The sequence below is a fragment of the Sphingomonas sp. PP-CE-1G-424 genome, assembly GCF_004341085.1.
In the GTDB taxonomy this organism is placed as follows: Bacteria; Pseudomonadota; Alphaproteobacteria; order Sphingomonadales; family Sphingomonadaceae; genus Sphingomonas.
The window spans coordinates 50,876-67,509 of sequence record NZ_SLXW01000007.1 but is presented as its reverse complement, the minus strand read 5'-3'; the positions used below and the strand labels follow the sequence as shown (position 1 = coordinate 67,509).

At 65.4% G+C, this 16,634-nt stretch carries 17 protein-coding genes; 8 read left to right on the top strand and 9 right to left on the bottom strand.

Annotated features, from left to right (window positions below; translation table 11 throughout):
• Nucleotides 1-321 precede the first annotated feature (321 nt).
• Entirely contained in the window at nt 322-1,314 is a 993-nt protein-coding gene (locus tag C8J43_RS18230; RefSeq protein WP_056056205.1) for a tyrosine-type recombinase/integrase, read from the top strand.
• A gap of 508 nt (nt 1,315-1,822) precedes the next feature.
• The gene (locus C8J43_RS18225; RefSeq protein WP_231420920.1) at nt 1,823-2,857 is read left to right on the top strand and encodes a phytanoyl-CoA dioxygenase family protein; all 1,035 of its coding nucleotides are present in this window, start codon (nt 1,823-1,825) and stop codon (nt 2,855-2,857) included.
• Between the two features lie 27 nt (nt 2,858-2,884).
• Here the strand turns inward: C8J43_RS18225 and C8J43_RS18220 are convergent, their stop codons facing one another.
• Together C8J43_RS18220 and C8J43_RS18215 are read right to left on the bottom strand one after the other, a co-directional pair.
• Nucleotides 2,885-4,078 (bottom strand): nucleotidyltransferase family protein, encoded by a 1,194-nt coding sequence (locus tag C8J43_RS18220; RefSeq protein WP_133032095.1) that lies wholly within the window; start codon nt 4,076-4,078, stop codon nt 2,885-2,887.
• Entirely contained in the window at nt 4,075-5,250 is a 1,176-nt protein-coding gene (locus C8J43_RS18215; RefSeq protein ID WP_056056199.1) for a hypothetical protein, read from the bottom strand. Before C8J43_RS18215 ends, C8J43_RS18220 begins: the two co-directional genes overlap by 4 nt.
• A 137-nt stretch (nt 5,251-5,387) precedes the next feature.
• Here C8J43_RS18215 and C8J43_RS18210 point away from each other — a divergent pair, with 137 nt between their 5' ends.
• The 3 genes from C8J43_RS18210 (at nt 5,388) to C8J43_RS18200 (ending at nt 7,341) form a co-directional block, all read left to right on the top strand.
• A complete protein-coding gene (locus C8J43_RS18210; RefSeq protein WP_056056197.1) occupies nt 5,388-5,897 on the top strand; it encodes a hypothetical protein in 510 nt (169 codons plus the stop codon).
• Nucleotides 5,867-6,592, top strand: coding sequence for a methyltransferase domain-containing protein (locus C8J43_RS18205; protein WP_082471078.1), 726 nt, complete (start codon nt 5,867-5,869; stop codon nt 6,590-6,592). The genes C8J43_RS18210 and C8J43_RS18205 overlap by 31 nt, the downstream gene beginning before the upstream one ends.
• A 65-nt stretch (nt 6,593-6,657) precedes the next feature.
• On the top strand, nt 6,658-7,341 hold the full coding sequence (locus tag C8J43_RS18200; protein WP_082471077.1) for a 2OG-Fe(II) oxygenase: 684 nt from the start codon (nt 6,658-6,660) through the stop codon (nt 7,339-7,341).
• Here C8J43_RS18200 and C8J43_RS18195 read toward each other — a convergent pair.
• Together C8J43_RS18195 and C8J43_RS18190 are read right to left on the bottom strand one after the other, a co-directional pair.
• The gene (locus C8J43_RS18195) at nt 7,298-8,224 is read right to left on the bottom strand and encodes a hypothetical protein (protein WP_056056192.1); all 927 of its coding nucleotides are present in this window, start codon (nt 8,222-8,224) and stop codon (nt 7,298-7,300) included. The genes C8J43_RS18200 and C8J43_RS18195 overlap by 44 nt on opposite strands.
• A complete protein-coding gene (locus C8J43_RS18190) occupies nt 8,221-9,417 on the bottom strand; it encodes a putative 2OG-Fe(II) oxygenase (RefSeq protein WP_056056190.1) in 1,197 nt (398 codons plus the stop codon). Before C8J43_RS18190 ends, C8J43_RS18195 begins: the two co-directional genes overlap by 4 nt.
• 300 nt (nt 9,418-9,717) lie before the next feature.
• Between C8J43_RS18190 and C8J43_RS22005 the strand changes: the two genes are divergently transcribed.
• Nucleotides 9,718-9,864, top strand: coding sequence for a hypothetical protein (locus C8J43_RS22005; RefSeq protein ID WP_156364436.1), 147 nt, complete (start codon nt 9,718-9,720; stop codon nt 9,862-9,864).
• Between the two features lie 145 nt (nt 9,865-10,009).
• Here the strand turns inward: C8J43_RS22005 and C8J43_RS18185 are convergent, their stop codons facing one another.
• On the bottom strand, nt 10,010-10,996 hold the full coding sequence (locus C8J43_RS18185) for a hypothetical protein (protein ID WP_165899679.1): 987 nt from the start codon (nt 10,994-10,996) through the stop codon (nt 10,010-10,012).
• Nucleotides 10,997-11,007: 11 nt separating this feature from the next.
• Between C8J43_RS18185 and C8J43_RS18180 the strand changes: the two genes are divergently transcribed.
• Complete coding sequence (locus C8J43_RS18180) at nt 11,008-12,765, top strand: asparagine synthase-related protein (protein ID WP_056056187.1); 1,758 nt, start codon at nt 11,008-11,010, stop codon at nt 12,763-12,765.
• Here C8J43_RS18180 and C8J43_RS18175 read toward each other — a convergent pair.
• Genes C8J43_RS18175 through C8J43_RS18165 form a run of 3 tightly spaced genes read right to left on the bottom strand, consistent with a single transcriptional unit; the run spans nt 12,762 to nt 15,212 of the window.
• Entirely contained in the window at nt 12,762-13,964 is a 1,203-nt protein-coding gene (locus tag C8J43_RS18175) for a putative 2OG-Fe(II) oxygenase (protein WP_133032093.1), read from the bottom strand. The genes C8J43_RS18180 and C8J43_RS18175 overlap by 4 nt on opposite strands.
• 58 nt (nt 13,965-14,022) lie before the next feature.
• Nucleotides 14,023-14,292 (bottom strand): PqqD family protein, encoded by a 270-nt coding sequence (locus C8J43_RS18170; protein WP_056056183.1) that lies wholly within the window; start codon nt 14,290-14,292, stop codon nt 14,023-14,025.
• On the bottom strand, nt 14,289-15,212 hold the full coding sequence (locus C8J43_RS18165; RefSeq protein WP_056056181.1) for a hypothetical protein: 924 nt from the start codon (nt 15,210-15,212) through the stop codon (nt 14,289-14,291). The genes C8J43_RS18170 and C8J43_RS18165 overlap by 4 nt, the downstream gene beginning before the upstream one ends.
• A 185-nt stretch (nt 15,213-15,397) precedes the next feature.
• On the opposite strand from C8J43_RS18165, the gene C8J43_RS18160 reads away from it, so the two are divergent.
• The gene (locus tag C8J43_RS18160) at nt 15,398-15,703 is read left to right on the top strand and encodes a hypothetical protein (RefSeq protein ID WP_231420918.1); all 306 of its coding nucleotides are present in this window, start codon (nt 15,398-15,400) and stop codon (nt 15,701-15,703) included.
• A gap of 267 nt (nt 15,704-15,970) precedes the next feature.
• Here C8J43_RS18160 and C8J43_RS18155 read toward each other — a convergent pair whose 3' ends face one another.
• Complete coding sequence (locus C8J43_RS18155; RefSeq protein WP_056056177.1) at nt 15,971-16,558, bottom strand: tail fiber protein; 588 nt, start codon at nt 16,556-16,558, stop codon at nt 15,971-15,973.
• Between the last annotated feature and the right edge of the window lie 76 nt (nt 16,559-16,634).

The following is a 16,634-nucleotide window of genomic DNA, read 5'->3' as shown; positions in this document are numbered from 1 at the left end:
AACCGGCGTAACGACAAGTCGCGATCATTACAGCGGCGCCGTCCGGCGTCCTGCGAAAGGACGCGTAAATCCCGTCGACAGCGCTCGCGCGGATGACGCGACGATCCGCACCGTCGATTCCGGAGCCTCGAGCATCGTCGAGCACGCCATATCACGGTCGTTTACAAGTTCGTTTATTCCGATAATCGTTATTCTCGGAATAAACGAACCAGCTGGTTTTGGGGCGGGCGGCCGGCTGCGCGGCGACAGGTCGGCCGACCGTATTTTCGATCGTAGATGAAACCGGGCCACCGAACAGGCTCCAGGCGAAGGCACCGACGCATGAACGACGACCTCGACGATACCGCGCTCACGCGCATTGCGTCGACACCGTTGATCCCGTTGTTGCTGGACGACGAGATCGAGGCGGCGCGCGCCTATGTCGCCGCCGCGCGCGCGCCGGCGACGCGGCGGGCCTATGACTCCGATTGGCGGATATTTCAGGCCTGGTGCGCGCCGCGCGCGATCACGTCGTTGCCCGCCGCGCCCGAGTCCGTCGCGATATTCCTGTCGGCCGAAGCACAGGCCGGCGTGCGGCCCTCGACGATCGGGCGCCGGCTGGCGGCGATCGGTTATATGCATGCCCAGGCTGGGTATGATCCGCCGCAGCAAAAGCCCGGGGCGGTCGCGATCCGCAATGCCGTCGCGGGTATCCGCCGCACGCACGGTATCAGGAAGGTACAGAAACGCGCCGCGGACGGTGACATGCTGCGTGATATGCTGCGCGGATGCGACGGCGACAGCGTGCGCGCAGTCCGTGACCGGGCGTTGCTGGCGATCGGCATGGCTGCGGCCTTGCGCCGGTCCGAACTGGTCGCGCTCGAGATCGACGATGTCGCGATCACGCCCGAGGGACTGATGATCACGGTCCGCAAATCCAAGACCGACCAGGAAGGTGAGGGCGCGATCATTGCGATCCCCGAGGGCCGGCGGATCCGGCCCAAGGCGTTATTGCTGGCGTGGATCGCCTGTGCCGGGTTCGACACGGGGCCGGTGTTCCGCAAGCTCACGCCGCAGGGGCGGATCACGACCAGGCCGATGAGCGACCGCGGCGTGGCGCTGGTGGTGAAGGCCCGCGCTGCGGCTGCGGGCTATGATCCGGCGCAGGTCTCGGGCCATTCGCTACGCGCCGGATTCCTGACCGAGGCGGCGCGACAAGGCGCGACGGTGTTCAAGATGAAGGAGGTCAGCCGACACAAGTCGCTCGAGATCCTGTCCGACTATGTCCGCAACCACGAACTCTTCCGCGACCACGCCGGAGAGCGCTTTCTCTAGATGGTATGGCCGTATCGGATAGGTTCCAAGCCTCAGGCCGAACCTGTGGCGGTGTCGGCCATTGCGCGGTCCGCGGCGTTCTTGTCCAACACCTTCTGCCATGCGAGCGCATCGCGCGCACGTTTGCGAGCAAACCGGTGCTTTCTCTTAGATTCCATCATCTTAGTGTAAATATACCATCCAGTCGCTAGCAAGGCAATGAGCAAGGCTTCAACTATTAATGGTCTCATGGATAAGCCTTTGATAATGATGGTTTGTCATTGATGCTATGAGATAATTAAATATAGATAAGTCGGGCAAATACAGAAAATAAAACTTTTATGAAAGAAGCATAGTGATACCTGTGTAGAGCGGCATAGATCAATCGTAATATATATTAATTGCAAGAATCTGACATATAGAAATACAATTGGATAGATATCAAAGAGTTATTCAGATGAAGTCCGATACTATTTATTTGGAAATGTTTTTTGCTAAGCGCGTCAATTCAATCGTGAAAAAACTATTGATGAGCTTGGCAGTGGGCGAGAGCGAAGACATGACCGATGGTCGGCTGGATTTTCGAACGATACGCGGCCTCGAAGACGTATGGCGAAGCGTGACGGGTGGCGTCGCGCGCGGCGCGGCGCGGCCCGTGCCGTTGCGCGCCTTGCTCGATACGCTGGGCCTGGGTCTGGAGCAGACGATCTCGTATCTCGGTCGGGAGCGTCCTGCGTGGGACGCGTTCGTCGCTTGGACCGAGGCGACGGCAGGCGGGGCATCTGACGGCACGCGCGGCGCGGCGATCGCGCGCTATCATGCCTGGTACGACGACGCGCCGATACCGGATGCGGAGCTGAGGCGACAAGCGGCGATCATGGCGGCCGAACCGGTGTTCTCCGAGGTCGAAATGGCCGCATGGGCGCGCGACGGCGTCGTCGTCCTGCACCAGGCGATCACGCGCGACGAGGCGGCCGCGATCACGGCGCATTTGTGGAGGCTGAAGGCGGCCACGCCGGCCGATCGGGCCAGCTGGTACGGCCGCGGTGAGAACGGCATCATGGTGCAGGCGTTCCAGCACCCGACGATGGAGGTCCCGCGTCGATCGGCGCGAGTGCATCGCGGGTTCGCCCAGCTTTACGGTCATGCCGACCTTCTGATGTCGACCGATCGATTGAGCTTCAACCCACCGGTGACCGATCGCTACGCGTTTCCGGGGCCCAACCTGCACTGGGACACCAGCTTGGCCGGAGAGATTCCGTTCGAGACACAGGCGATCCTCTATCTGACCGATACCGAGGCGACGCAGGGGGCGCTACGCGTCGTTCCGGGCTTCCATCACCGGCTGGCGCAAGGGTGGTTGGAGACGCTCGGGACCCGCGACCCGCGGACGATCGACCTGACGCGCGAAGCCGTGCCGATCGCGGCAGCGGCGGGCGACTTGGTGATCTGGCGCCAGGACTTGCCGCATGGCGCCAGCGCCAACACCGCGGATCGTCCGCGCATGGCGCAGTATGTGACGATGTCGCCGATGCGCTGGCCCGATACGCGTCGCTGGCTGTGACGTGCGGGGTTCAGGGACTTGCGGGGTTCAGGCGCGCTCGCGCGTGCGGCGCAGGTCCTGCCGCAGCCTGCGTCGCTTGAGTAGCCTCGGGATGCGCTGCAGCGGGTGGAGCACGAACCAGAAGCGCGAGGGCTCTGCCTCGGCATCGGACGCCGAGAACAGCAGGCGGACGCACCATCCGCCGAGATCGCCGGGGCTCGACGCGACGAGCAGCTTGCCCGTCATCTCGGCCCAGCCGCGCCAGCGCGTGCGGGCGAGCTCGGTGGTGCCGCCACCCGCTTCGATCACGCGTCGGGACAGTGCGACGAGCAACCTCAGGCGCAGCGATACGGGGGCCGCGAAGGCTGGCGGGACGGGCGTGCCAAAATACCGCCGGGCCAGCAGGATGGCGGAGGCGGCCGCGCGACCCTGGCGGCGCGCGACCGCGGCGTGCCAGAGCCGGTCCCCGCCGTCGGGCTCGCGCGCCAGCAACGCCGCGACGTCGGCCAGCCAGCGCAGCCGCGCCCACATATGCGCGGCGCCGTGGTTGCAGATATAGGCGAACAGCGCGTCGGTCGCGAGCGTGGGGACGGCTGCGCCGGGGGCCAGGTCTACCCACTGGACGGCTTCGCGATCCTGGGCCGGGCGTTCGCGCAGAGCGTCGGTCATGCGCCAGTGAAGCTCGACGATCTGGCCGGTGCCGGCGTGACGCACTTCCATGTCCTTGGCGAGCGGCGAGAGCCGCGCGACCCTGTTTGCGAGATTGGCGCCCGTATCGCTGCGTGCGCGATACCCGGCGTTCTCGAGCAGCGCAGCTGCGCGGCGGGCATCCTCGGGGCGAACCAGCAGATCGATATCGCTGAACTGACGACGGGCGAGCGCGCCGTAGGCCAGCACCGCCAGCGCGCTCCCCTTAAGGAAGATCGGCTCGATCTCTTCCGCCAGCAACAGCGTCCGCAACCGGATCGCCTCGCGTGCCGCGCGCAGCGGCGCCAGCGGATCGTGGCGCGCGGCAAGCGCCGGCGGGATCGGCCGGCCGTGTCGTTTGAGCGCCTCGACCACCAGCGACACGACCTGATGCCGGTGGGCTATCGCGGCGAGCGAGGGACCGTCGAGATCGCCGTCCGTGTCGGATGTGGCGAGCGGTCCGGCGCAGGCGCAGACGAACGCGAATTCGGGCGAGACCATCGACCGGTGCGCTGGCTCGGGAAACGCCGGCTCGGGAAGCGCTGGTCGGGTCAAGCGCCGGGTGCGTTGAAGGTGATGGCATAGCTGCCGGTCGGAAGCGCTGCGCCCGGGCCATCCCCAGGACCGATCGGCACGCTGACGGTGAAGCCTGTCTTCGTCGCGGTCAGATAGCCGTTCCGGACCAGTGCGACCGCAGCTGCGTTGGCGGCCGAGATCACCGGGTAGCTGGCGGACGGATAGGCATGCGCATAGGTCACCGTGAACAGGTCGCCCGCGCCAAGCCCCGCGCCCGGTCTGCTGCCCGGTCCGTTACCGGGTCCCGGGCCCGTGACCAGCAGGACGACCCCCGCATTGCCGTTCGCGTCGATCGTGACGGTCGCGCCTGCGCCCGCGCCCGGCAGCACCGTGACGCTCGGATCGCTGGTGTCGGCGAGCATGACGCCGCGCCGGACGCCGTCGGCCGCGGTGAAATACGGCCGGGCGTTCGCATCGACCTCGAACGCGCCCGCCTCAGGCGTGGCGAGCAGCGCGGCGCCCGACCGCAGAAACTTCAGCGCGCCGAAACCGGGCGACGCCGCACCCGCGCCGATCACCACCCATCCGCCGAAATTGCTCCCCGCCGATGGCAGCGCCGGGTTGACGCCGCCAGGGAAAATCACCTGCTGATAGCTGTTGGCGACGATCGCGTTCATCGTGCCGTAGCGAACCGGATACTGCTTGCTCACCTGTGACGACGCGACCCCGGTGCCGGTGAACAGCGCCCAGCGCCCGGCGACCTCGCCTGCCGAAAAGACCGCATTGTCGACGGTGACCCGGCTCCCGCCGACATGCCCGGTCTGTCCGCCGGTGCCCGCCTGCCACAGGTCGACGACGATGCGATCGCCGTTCTGGACCGCGGCATAGCCGTTCATCGCCGGGCTGCGCGTCTTGACCCAGTAATTGGTCACCCCCTTGCCGTCTGCGCCGTATTTGAATGCAAGATAGCCGGTGTCGTTGGCGGCGCTGCCGTTGACCTGGATCGGCGAGTTGCCGATTGTCCCCGAAGCGCCCGAGACGGCCGGCGTATCGGGTTGCTCGCCACCGACGATCGTCGTCTTCATCGTCGTCGGTGCAGTCGCGACCGAGAGCGCCTTCGCCGCCATCGCGCGCGCGACCGGATCGACCTGCGCGGCTGCGGGGCCGGCTAGCGTAAGCGTCGATACTGCGAAAAGCACGATCCTGGTCATGCGCGGTTCCTGGATAGAAGGAATTCGACCCGCACAGCGACGCGTGCGGATCGATGGTCGGCCATTGGCGGGCGTTTAACAAGCGGGTATTTGCGCGCGCCTTGCCGGTATGGTCGTAGACGCGTAGACGTGTCTACATGCAGACCGGGCACCCTTCTCCGCTAGGCAATGCGCCGGAACTGGCCGATATTCTCGCTTTCCTGGAGCGTATCGGGCTGACGGCCGCGGTCGGGATCGTGCCTGCCGATGCGGTTCTGCTGGCGATGACGGTTCGGGGTGGCGCGGTGGTGTACGACCCCGCGCAGCCGGGCCGGATCGGCGACCTGCTCCACGAGGCGGGGCACCTTGCGGTGACCAATCCGGCGCTTTGGGATACGCTGTCGCAGGTCGGCGACGATCCCGCCGAAGAGATGGCGGCGATCGCCTGGTCCTATGCCGCGGCGATGGCGATCGGCATCCCTACGGCCACGCTGTTCCACGCAGGCTATAAGGGTGGCCCCGACTATCTGATCGCGGCGTTTGCTTGGGGAAGCTTTATCGGGCTGCCGATGCTGCAATATTGGCGGATGGCGGCACGCCCGGGTGATGGGGCTCCGCGCTTTCCGGCGATGCGGACATGGTTGCGACTTTCGTGCGTAACCGCCTGAAAGCGTTCCCGAGGCTCGTTGCCCTCGTTCGTTTTGTTCGGGCGCTGGCGACGCCGCTCGGCCGCGGGCGGCTCGACGCCGGACGGCGGGGCGCACAGCTGTTTCAGCCTGCCACGGTGACGCGACTGGATCGGCATCCGGGATTGTTCGCAGCCGTGGCGGCGCGATTAGGGGATAATCCGGCACCGCGCCTGTTGTCGTTCGGGTGTTCGACGGGCGAGGAAGCGGTCACGCTGGCGCGGTATCTGCCGCATGCGCGGATCGACGCGATCGACGCGAACCCTGCCTGCATCGCGCAGGCTCGACGGACCGCCGATCGCCTGGGGCTGGGGCAGATCCGGTTCGCCTGTGCCGATACGCCGAACGTGCTGACGGCAGAGGGATATGATGCGGTGTTCTGCCTGTCGGTGCTGCGCCACGGCGATCTCGATGCGTGGCGTCCCGACCGTTGTACCCGATTGCTCCCGTTCTCGCGGTTCGCCGCGGCGGTCGACGCGCTTGACCGATGTATCCGTCCGGGGGGGCTTCTCATCCTGTGGGGATGCAATTTCCGGTTCACCGACGCCCCTGTAGCGGTACGCTACCGGGCGATCGTGACACCGGGCATAAAGCTACAACCGGGCCCGTTTTACGGCGCCGACGATCGGCTGTTACCCCACGACAACTACGCCGCGTTCGTGTTCTTGAAACGGTAGCGGCTTGACGCGATCCCTGCGCGCGGGTTCGTTGGCCTATCGCGCGCTTTTATGGGGAAGGGGAAATGCCCGTATCAATCATGCCGTCGCCGTTCGAACCGGCTTCGCTGTCGGGTCTTGGGGGGCGGCCGATCGCGATTGGTGCGCAACGTACCGAGATACTCGTCGCACCCGCGGGCGCTGCGCAGGATTTCAAACGGCAGCGTGCGATCGAATGTCGTGACCTCATAGCCCCTGACCTGCTCGCCAGCCTGCTTGATCGCTGTCGTCGCGGGGGGTTCGTCGCCGACCATGTCGACCAGCTTGGATCGCGCGAGGTCGAGGCACCACAGCGGGTCGGCGCCGCGCTGAACATCGTGCTCAGTCGTCCGTCGTTCCTGCACTGGATCGAGGTGGTCACCGGTTGCCACGACCTGCACCGCGTCGAAGGACGGCTCGTACAGAACCGCGCCAACGGCTTAGACGCGCTCGACTGGCATAACGACACGCACGACGATGCGGCAGGCGCTCGCAAACTCGGGATTACCATCAACCTGTCCGATGCCGCCTATGAGGGGGGCAGTTTCGAGCTGCGTATGACCGGGACGCAGGAGACGCTGGTCCGCTATCGTCACGATCGTGCCGGGACCGCGTTGATCTTTGATATTGCCAGCGACCTTGAACACCGCGTTCTGCCGTTGGCGAGCGGGGGACCGCGGCGCGTGTTCACTGGCTGGTTCGTGCAGGCCGTGCCGCGATCATCGTCCTGATCTGCGCGAGCGCCCGGTGGGCGCGGTCCTTCTGATCGTGGGGGTCGAATGTCGCGATCGCGGGCAAGGTGGCGATGGGTATCGCTGCGGCGATCTTCAGCAGGTCGTGGCGGCGGACCGCTTGGTTCGGGAGCGCGGCGAGCCACCTCGGCCGGAAGAGATGCACTGAGAGCGCGGCGAGCTTCGCGCGTGCGTCGAGCGCCAAAGGCCGGTCAGTCAGTGTCAGCAGGCCGGCAAGCGGTAGCGCGACATCGGCTGCGCGCGCGCGCGGACGCACCAGCCATTTGCCGCGCGGGTCGTCGGGCACGGGTACGCGAAGATCGGCGTCGATCCGCGCGGCTGTATCGCGGTGCTGGCGCATCGTCGGGCGACCGCGCAGCGCCTCGATCCGGCCGTCGGCGACACCGATCACGGCCAGATCGTCGGCGACGAGGCGCGCGCCGAGCCTGAGCAGCGCTGCGGTGAGGCTCGATTTACCTGCCCCCGATCGGCCCGCGATCAGTACCGCGCAACCGTCGACTTCGACCATGCAGGCATGGAACGGGATCGTGCCGCGCCACGCCAGCGTCACCGCGCTGATCGTGCTGTAGAAGGTGAACGGCAGCGAGCCGCGCCAGCCGGGGCCGGGCAGATAGTCGATCCGGGCGCCATCGATCATGTCGAAAACGACCGCGTCTCCCCAGCCGAGCCGGATGCCGTCGGGATAGAGTTGTCCCCGGTTGAGCGCGTGTCCCGGCCCGCGGTCGGCAAGCGCGGCGACGCGCGTCACGCGCACGCAGGGTCGCGGCGTATCAAGTGTCGGGGACCATTGGTCGAAGCCGTCGAGCGCGATGTCCGAATGCCATGTTAGGCCGAACGCCGATGCGCGGTACTCTTCGCTCACAGCGGCCTGAGATCGAACGCGACGCAGATCCGCTTCTCGATCAGGCCGTGCGGGAAGGTGCGGTGATAGCTGTGCGACGGAAAGGCGAGCATCAGGCCGTCGTGCGGCCGCACCGTCCGCGTGCCGAACGCGGACGCGGCGTCATCCCCGACCAGGTCTTCGGGGATTCCGAACGCTAGGCATCCGCCTGGGTCCTCGCCGTGCGTGATCGAGTCCGGAACCCGGACGTAATAGACTCCGCTCAGCCAACCGAATTGGTGAACGTGCCAAGTTTCAAAACCGTCGCTCTCGGTGATGACGCACCAGCTGCGCAGCATCGCCGCGGTCGGTCGTGCGCGGGCCCAGGGGTGGTCGAGATCGGCCAGGCCTTCCAGATGCGCCGCGATCGCGTCGGCGATATGCGCGAGCAGCAGGCGGACCAGAGGCGCTTCGCGCGTTGCCGGGGAATCGATCCGCCAAGTCCGTGCCGATGCGGTACCATAGCGTTCGTAGCGGAGCCCCGGATGCGCAAGTAGTTCCTCGGCCAGCGCCGCGTTGAACGCGTGGATGTCGTCCCAGCCGGGCGGCGGTGCGAGCGTCGCCATCGCGGTGAGTTCTCCCTGCCCGGTCGCTGCGCGTGCCGCCTGAATCGCGCCAGCCTGCGCCAAGGCAAGCGATTGAGCGGCGAACAATCGGGCATGCGCGGCGCCGCGCGCGGTCAGGCGCTCGACCATCGCCAGCACCGCAGCGGGATCGTTCGCGGCGAGATCGAGTGCAGCGAGCCGCTTGCAGGCGTCCTTCTCGCGCGGGTCGTAGCGCAGCGCGCGATCAAGCGTCGTCCGCGCCGCCTCGACTGCGCCGAGCCGAATTTCCGCCTTGCCGCGTACCGCGAGCGCGGCCGCGCGCTGCACGTCGCTGGTCGCCGACGCTAGCGCGCGGTTCGCAACGCGCCGCGCATGGTCGTCATCCTCCGGCGTCTCGCGGGCAAGGCATGCTTGGGCCAAGAGCATTTCTTCGAGGAAATTCAGGTCGTCGTGTGGCGACAGCAAGGTGACAAGGTCGTCAAACGCATCGCAAACCAGCAAAAGCGTCGCCAATCGGCTGCGGACCACGAGCCCCTGATGACGGGCATAGGCTGCTCGGACGATCGCCAACTCTTGCGGAAGCGTCAACTGCTTGGCGACTTCAAGGTCGATCTTAGTGCGCTGCAACATGAACGCTCTCACGGTTCGGCGAATTCACCAAGCATGACCCCTTGCGACGATTCAGCATAAAAAACTGGTGCAATCTCTACAGTATGGATCAGTTATCGGCGAAATTATATATGGAAACATATGTTTTAAAAGGCTATACCTGCTAAAGAAAAACCAATTTGAGTATATTCGTTGGTTCAACGACGTGCGCAGATGAAAATCGATGGATAATCGAATCTCTTGTCTATGAGAGAAAAACAGGCGTAGATCGCACCTATAGGGCATTGCGTAGACTTGGACGCAGTATACGAGGATAGTACAATGACAGATCAGATCATTCCTTCAGGCCAGCGCAAGACCTGGATCGCACCTGAAATTCGCGAACTCGATGTCCGTGAAACCGCGCTGTCACCTGGTTTGGGTAACGATGTCGGGGGCAACCCCTCCCCGGATTGCCAGAGGTCCTGATCGCTCCTAGCGTACGCCGGAGCGCTTGATCGCGTGGCTACGTCGTTGCGTCGGGGTTCTGCGTCGTCGGTACGAGCCGACGGTACGGGGTATTGTTCGGGTTGTCGTTGAAGCGCGTCGCTACGGCCGTCGCGACAGGATATTGTTACAGTGCGATAATATCCGTCGGCGATCCATCGAGGACCATCGTCATGCGCAGTTCGAGCGCGCGATCGAGTATCACGACTCCGCCATGCAGCTTGCTGCGCAGATGGCGGGGGCCGAAACTGGACATGCCGACGATGATTGCATTGCGCGTGATTGCCAGTCCTCGCGTCATGAGCGTGTCGGTGACATGCGCACGCGTGCCATCCGCGGCCATGATGTCGCCGGCCATCGAGTCGCAGTGCCATAGCATCCCGCGTTCGTCCGCGACGATGTCGTGACAGCTATACCCGGGCAGCGGCTGACGCTCGATCACCCGCCAGTCGCGGTCGAGCCAAGCGAGCTCACTAGTCTTTGCGGGGATCGCCTTGCCGTTGTGAAGCATGATCGCCGTGCGGTCGCCGACTGCTGCTATCGCGTTGATATGCAGATACGCACCGCTGGTGTCGTATGGCGGCGCGGCCGCGAACGGGCGCTGGACGTCGACCGCGTTGCCTTCAAGTGTGAACCGAAGGATCGCCTGGTTCGCGGTGTCGAGTACGCACAACAGCCCATCGATGACTGCGATCTGGTGGCAATTGGTGTGCAACCCGATGACGATTACCTCGGGCGTGGCCAGCCGGTCTCCGGCAAGATCGAAACGGACGATTCGCCCCATCGGTATGGTGCGGTCGCGGTGTCCGCAATTCTCAAATACGTAGAGCACGTCGTGGTGCCGGCAAAGGCCAAAGAACCAGCCATAGACTATGGTTTTTACGCTGGCGGTTTCCACGCCGGCCCCCGGCCCGCCATCGGCGGAGATCGCGAAGAGCCCGCGATGCGACGCGACCAGCCAGGTCTGTTCGGTCAGATCGGGATCGGCGATGCGTACTTCGCCGCGCGCATAGGCGTTGCGCGCCATCGCTTCGCGCAGCGCACTCTTGGCGGCAAGACGATCCATGTCGGGCATCCGCCATTGTTTATCCGACGCCGCACGCGCGTCAATCATGGGTCGGTACAATGCTGAGCAGCGGAATCTACGGTCTGTTCCGTCTCGATGGCGGACCGGTCGATCCGCGCGATGTCGCCGCGCTTGGACTGGATAGCGGCAACGTGTCGGGTGCGGCGTTCGCGCATGAGGTCGACCCGCAAGATCGCACCGCGTTGCACCGGATCGAGGCGGACGATGCGTTGACCATCCTTGTTGGCCATATCGAGGAACCGCAAGCGTTAGCGGTGCGGCTGAACGTTCCGCCGACGCTGCCTGCAGCGTTGCTCGCGCGCGCCGCGCTGGACCGGTTCGGAAGCGAAACCCCGGCCGAGATGATCGGTGAGTGGTCGCTTCTCCACTGGGATCGTCGGGACCGCCGGCTGGTGTTGACGATGTCGGCCGCGCGGCGCGATCGGCTGTTCTTCGCAGTCGACGGTCCGCGCGTCGCGGTCGCCCCGAACCTGTTCGCGTTGTCACGGATTGCGTGGATCGGCAACCGGCTCGACGAAATGGGGTTGCTGGCGTCGATCGGGCGTGCTGACCTACGTGCGGCGCTGCGCGAGGAGATGGGTGATCGGACGATGCTGGCCAAGGTCCGGCAGCTCGAGCCCGCGACGCGGCTAACGATTATGGCGGACGGCATCTACCGTGATGTCGCAGCGATCCTAGTCCCGCAGCCTCGGTGGACAGGGTCGTTCGACGATGCGGTCGTCGCGTCCGAAGAAACGATGCAGACGATTTTGCGGGCGCGGATCGCCCGGACGGCGGTGCCGGGCGTGCTGCTCAGCGGCGGGCTGGATTCCTCGACGATCGCGTGGCTGGCTGCGCGCGAGCGGGCGGCGGACCAGCGGATGATCCTGCTGACCTCGGTCGCGCCGCCCGGTAGCGGGCTTGTCGACGAAGCCGTGTTCGCCGATGCGGTCGCTGATCGGATCGGTCTGACCGCCGAGCATGTCTCGCCGCCCGAAAACGCCGATATCTACCGCCCCTCCGACCTGATCCTGGGCGGGGCGAGTCGTCCGCCGATGCCGGTGCGGCACTGTCTGACCGAGACGTTTCAGATGCGCGGCAAGGCGCTAGGCGCGACCGCGCTGTTCGACGGCTCGTTCGGCGAGGCGACACTGACGGGTAAGTTCGCGCTGACGACGATGCGGCAGCAACTGCGCGGCACCGCGGGACGTGTGCGCCGCTATCTGGCGGGGACCGCGGTGGAGCCGGCGGGGGGGGCGTTCCATGTCCGGTTGTCGGCGGAGCGTCTCGGCGCGCTGCCTGAGGCGATGCGCGCGCCCCCCGCTGCCACGGTGAAAAACGAGGTCCGGCGTCCGCGTGACGCGTGGGGGTATCTACCCGGCGCGGACAAGGCGCTGCTCCATCCGAACGAATTCTATCCGGGTGCGCTGCGGATGGAATTCCCGTTCCGCGACGTGCGGCTGCTTCGGCTGTTCGCAGGGTTTCCGGCGGGCTTTCTCGTCCATGACGGTCTCGATCGTGCGCCGGTACGCCACATGCTCGCGGGTTATCTGCCCGACACGATCCGGTTGCGGCGCTCGGGCAGGCCGGCATCGCCCGATCACATGGCGCGGCTCCAACGCCAGGCGCCTGCGGCGCGCGGGCGGATCGCCGAGTTCCGCAAGGCCGAGGTGCAGGAGTGGATCGACCTCGACTGGCTCGACCAGGCGCTTGCAAAGGTCGCCGAGCGCGGGCCGACAAACTTCGCTGAATCCTACGAGGTGCAACTGACCGCGATCACCGCGGAATTCCTGACCTGGTGGCGCGCGCGCTCCTAAGCAGGCCAAATATCGAACGACACGCAGATCCGGCGATCTTCGGCACCATGCGGGAACGTGCGGTGATAGCTGTGCGACGGGAACAGCATCAGCAAGCCCGGCTGCGGGCGGACCAGATCCTCGCCGAACTGCGCTGCCCTGTCGGCACCGATCAAGCCATCGGGCAGACCGAACGCGATGCACCCGCCGGCATCACTGCCGGTGACGACCGTATCGGGGACCTGAGCGTAATAGACCCCGCTCATCCAGCCGAACGGATGCGCGTGCCATTGCTCGAAGCCTTCGCCTTCGGTGATGACGCACCAGCTCCGCAGCTCGCCGCGATCGGGACGTGCCGCAAGCCAGGGATGCGCGATGTCCGACAACGCGGCGACATGCCGTTCCGCAGTCTCCGCGATCTGTGCCAGCAGCGCGCGCGCGATCGGTGCGGCGCCAGTCGCCAGCGCATCGATCCGCCAGGTGCTGCGCGATGCGGTACCGTGGCGTTCGTAGCGCAGCCCGGGGTGCGTCTTCAGTTCCTCTACGAGTGCGGTATTGAACGCCGCGATATCCGCCCAGCCAAGCGGAGGCGTCAGGATCCGGCGATGCCGGAACCGCTCCGGATCGATGATCGCGCGCGCCTCCGCGATCCGGTCGAGCTGCGCGAAGGCGAGCATCCGTGCCATGAACAGCCGGGCATGACCGATGCCCTGCGCCGCCAGCCGGTCGGTCATCGCGATCACCGCCTCGGTGTCGCCAGTCCGCAGCAATTCGGTGGCGAGGTGTCGGCAGGCCGGCATGTTGCCGGGATCGCGTCGCAGCGCCTTGGTCAACCGATCGCGCGCGGCGTTGAGACGATCTAGCCGCAGCAACGCCTTGCCCTGATCGGCCAGCGCCGCGCTGCGCTGTGTACTGGTCGTGGCGAGCGCCTCCGCGCGGATCGCGGTATGGTGCGCGCGGACCGTATCACCGGGCTGGTCCCGCCCGAACCAGGCCGCCGCCAGCGCCATGCACGCACCGTAATCGGGGGAGTTAGGCGTCGCGGCATCGGGCGCGGTCAGCACGGCGATCGCTTCGTCGAACGCGTCGAGCTGGTTAAGCAGCCTCGCTAGCCGCAGGCGCAACGATGCGAATCCGGGATTGCGGGCAACCGCATGGGTCAGGATGGCGCATTCCTGGCGTGCGCTCAGCGCCTTAGCGGGTTCGGGACGTATCAGCATGGGCCCCTCCCCTGTTGCAAGCGACGACGACCAGATCGGTGTGATCAGTTCGGTGTGATCAGACCGGTGCGGCGAGCTTCATGGCGTGCATCTTCGCGAGAAGCGTCGTCACCGCGGTCGTGCAGTCCGCTACGGTAACGTCGAATTGGTCGAGCAGCGACGCCTCGACCGCGCTCTGCGTCCGCGGCGTCTCGAGCATGTCCCAGACCGCGTTGGCGGTTGGGTTCAGCGTTACATAGGTCCCCGTTTCCAGGTTGATCATGACGAAGCTGTCCTCGACCTCGGTGCCTACCCATTCGTCGGTCCGCTGCCATAGTGTCTCGGTCATTGCTGTCCCTTCTCTTGCATGATCATGTGTCGAACATCGTCGTCGAGCAGCGCATCCGCGTCGTGTCTCGGCCACTTCCAGACGGGGACGGTTCGCGCAAAATGTGCCACATCGCGGAGCCCGCGCGGCTCGAGGCCGCAGCGGCGCGGCACGCTGGCGCGGTGCCGGTTCGCCAGTAGCGCTTCGACCGCCGCGACACCGTGCAAGCGAGTCCGATCGGTCTGTAGATCGTCTTCGAGAACGACAATCGCCGCCAGCCGAGCCGAGCCCCGCGCGCGGTGCTCCGCGACGGCGTGGAAGGCGCGCTCGGTCGTGTCTCTGGTCGCCGGGTTCGATTTTAGATGCCGTTCCAGGTGATAGCCACCGGCAAGTCCGGCGCACCGCACCTGGCCATGCTGGCGGCGAACCGCGATGCTGTCGTCGGCGACCAGTGAGGCACCGCGCGCGAGGAATTCTGCGGCAAGCCGCGACTTGCCGCTGCCCGAAGCGCCCGCGATCGCCAGCGCGCCATCGTCGTCGCAGTCATGCGGGACGATCGCCGCGGCATGCAGCATGACGTCGCCGCGCATCCACAAGGTCGCGGGTAGCGCGGTCGCGACCAGCAGCGCCTCGACCGCCGCGTCGGGCGCGCCTGCGAATGGAGTCACGTCGATCAGCGCCCGTGTGCAGCGATATTCGGCGACCGCCGGCGCGTTGAAGTACAGATACTCCCCGATTTGCGACCAGATTGGCCGGGGATGGGCGGAGACCGCGATCGCCGGCTGCCAGCCGATCGCGATGGGGTCTCCCCTCTCGCGCGATGCCAATACTGCTGGTGACGCGGCAAGGGTGCCTCGGATGCGCCGGTCGGTATCGAGTATTCGGTCGAACCCGATGCAGCGCTGGCGATCGACGCCGGCATGAAGACCGCCGTCGGTCATGATGATCGTTCCCTTTTCGATACTGGCTCGGACCGCGCCGAAGCCGGGAGGACCGGAGCGGCCGGTCGGTCTTTCAGAAGTTGCGGTCGATATGCCGACAATCGGATCGACATCGGTGGCATATCCGTCGATGGACGCTGTGATCGGGGCGGGCGCGATGCTAAGCCTGCGGGATGTCGAACAGCGTGCCGCTTTTCCGTCCTATCCATCTCGCCGAATTCGTTCCGTTGGTCGGATCCGCACTGATGGCCGATTGCGATCCGCAACCCGTCGCGCTGCACCTTGTCGAAGCGACTTCGCTGGCCAATCATGCCAAGCTCGATCGGCTGCCGTTCATTCTGATCTTCCGTTCCGCGCCGGAAGCCATGCTTACGTCGGGCACCTATGTCCTGCGCGGCCAGGGGTTCGGCCCCGACCGGATCGATATCGTGCAGATTTCGCGTCCCCTGTCCGGTGAACCGGGCTATTATTACCAGGCGGTGTTCAACTGAGTATCGCGAATTTTCGCGGCTGGAGCAGAGGTTTTGCCGAGTAGCTGTCGAGGTTCGACAACCGTCATTCTGGACTCCGAAGATATCGAAATCGCAGCGGTTTTCGACGTACATGGGCCTCGTAATAAGCGGTCGGCTCTGAAGCGGTCCGTGCGGCAGATGACCGCCGGGCGGGGGGCTATCGGACAGCTTTTCGGTATGCTCGATCACGCCCCGATTATTGCCAAAACGCCCCTTGTTCAACACCAACTCCCGCGTATCCCGGCGCTAGTTGCGCGACGGGAAAATACCCTGGAGGGCTATCGAATAGTTTAGCACAAGATACGGCTGCATGATCGGAACCGGCTGGTTCTGGCCTGTGGGTGCAATGGTCCCTGCGACGTTCAGGCCGCCCATTGCCACGGACGTGCCGGCTGTACCTGCCGGGACATAGATGAGCGGCTGGGCGCCCGACGTACTGCCGTCGACGGTCCTGGCCAGAAACGAGCCCGCAGCCGGTATCTGAGAGGTTGCCTTGGTCGTTATCGCGTTCAGTGCCGAGCCGTTGTCGGCGAAACCATGCGTATGCGCGGGCAACTGAGCAGTCGTAAGCGTGGTTGCCTCTATACCGCCGACCTGGCCTTGGGCATATGGCGCAAGGCTAGGCCCTTGTCCGAAATGGATTGGAGCGCGACCGCGCAGATCGGGGAGCGCAAACGTCGTCGAGCCGTTGCCGCCATAAGTCGTGCCCAGCAAGGAAAACAGCGCGGTGTTCTGAGCGATGGACATGATCTGCCCATTGCATAAAGCATAGCCAGATGGTGCAAACGTGAACCCGAGAATGCAGATTTCGCCTAAAAATGGTTCGGCACCCATATGACATTCTCCCCTGGTCAGAGGTTACAATCGATATATTGATACTAGAAGTCAACATCATGCAGATGACAGCAAA